General features: G+C 45.5%; 1 protein-coding gene. It reads right to left on the reverse strand.

The genetic code is table 11. The annotated features are described in order from the left end of the window. Positions 1–461 (reverse strand): glycogen/starch synthase (locus tag AD944_RS00175; RefSeq protein ID WP_211263309.1); only part of this gene is annotated, 461 nt, incomplete at its 3' end. Positions 462–837: the final 376 nt, after the last annotated feature.

Genomic DNA, 837 nt, shown 5'->3' on the forward strand with positions numbered 1-837 from the left:
AACCCGATGTACAACCCTTCTGTGAGATTTCCGCGTCGATAATCAGGCAGTAGTCCGCACGCCAGACGCGCCGCAACGCGCGAGAGGAGAGCAAATCTGAGGCCGTTATCATCCCAAGACTTTCCATTGCCCGCAGTATAGGGGCTTCCAGATCTTAAATAAAGCTCTGGGCAATCAAGTATAAAGAAATAATTATGATATATAGAGACCTGATGAATACGAACTGCGTGCCCAAATTCTGTTATTTCTACCAAATCCCCTTCGCGACGAGACCACTTCAGTGCACTCATGACCGATGGATACCCAGGCAAAACTGTTCTGACACGAACTCCTTGAGGAGCCAATGCGCCGGGAAGAGCGCCTGTTACATCACCCAGTCCTCCCGTTTTCACCAAAGGGAAGAATTCTGATGCAACAGACAGAACATCCAGTTCAATTTTTTTTTGAAAAGCCTGATGCATGGCATGACCTTTCCCGATTGTCGGGATTTGGGTTTCCGTATGTATCGACTAACGTTCAGATAGCGTTGAGAGTGCGCCTGTCACGGGAATGTGATGTTGGGGCGTAATCCTGCCACAAAAAAGTACCTGCAAAACCCAACTTCTCATTTTTTACCGATTTAATTGTAAAATAAAATTATTTGCGGAACATTGTCTGTTTCGATTTCGTTTCAGGAAATACGTATAAATATCCACATAAAGGGAGACGGTATGCCCCAGGTTCTTCATGCTCCTTTCCGTGAACTTCCTCTTCCAATTGCAGATTATGCCTTGATTGGAAATTGCCGTACTGCAGCCCTTATACCAACCGTTGATTGCTATAACCTATGAGCCCAAT

The sequence above is a fragment of the Acetobacter tropicalis genome, assembly GCF_001580915.1.
GTDB lineage: Bacteria > Pseudomonadota > Alphaproteobacteria > Acetobacterales > Acetobacteraceae > Acetobacter > Acetobacter tropicalis.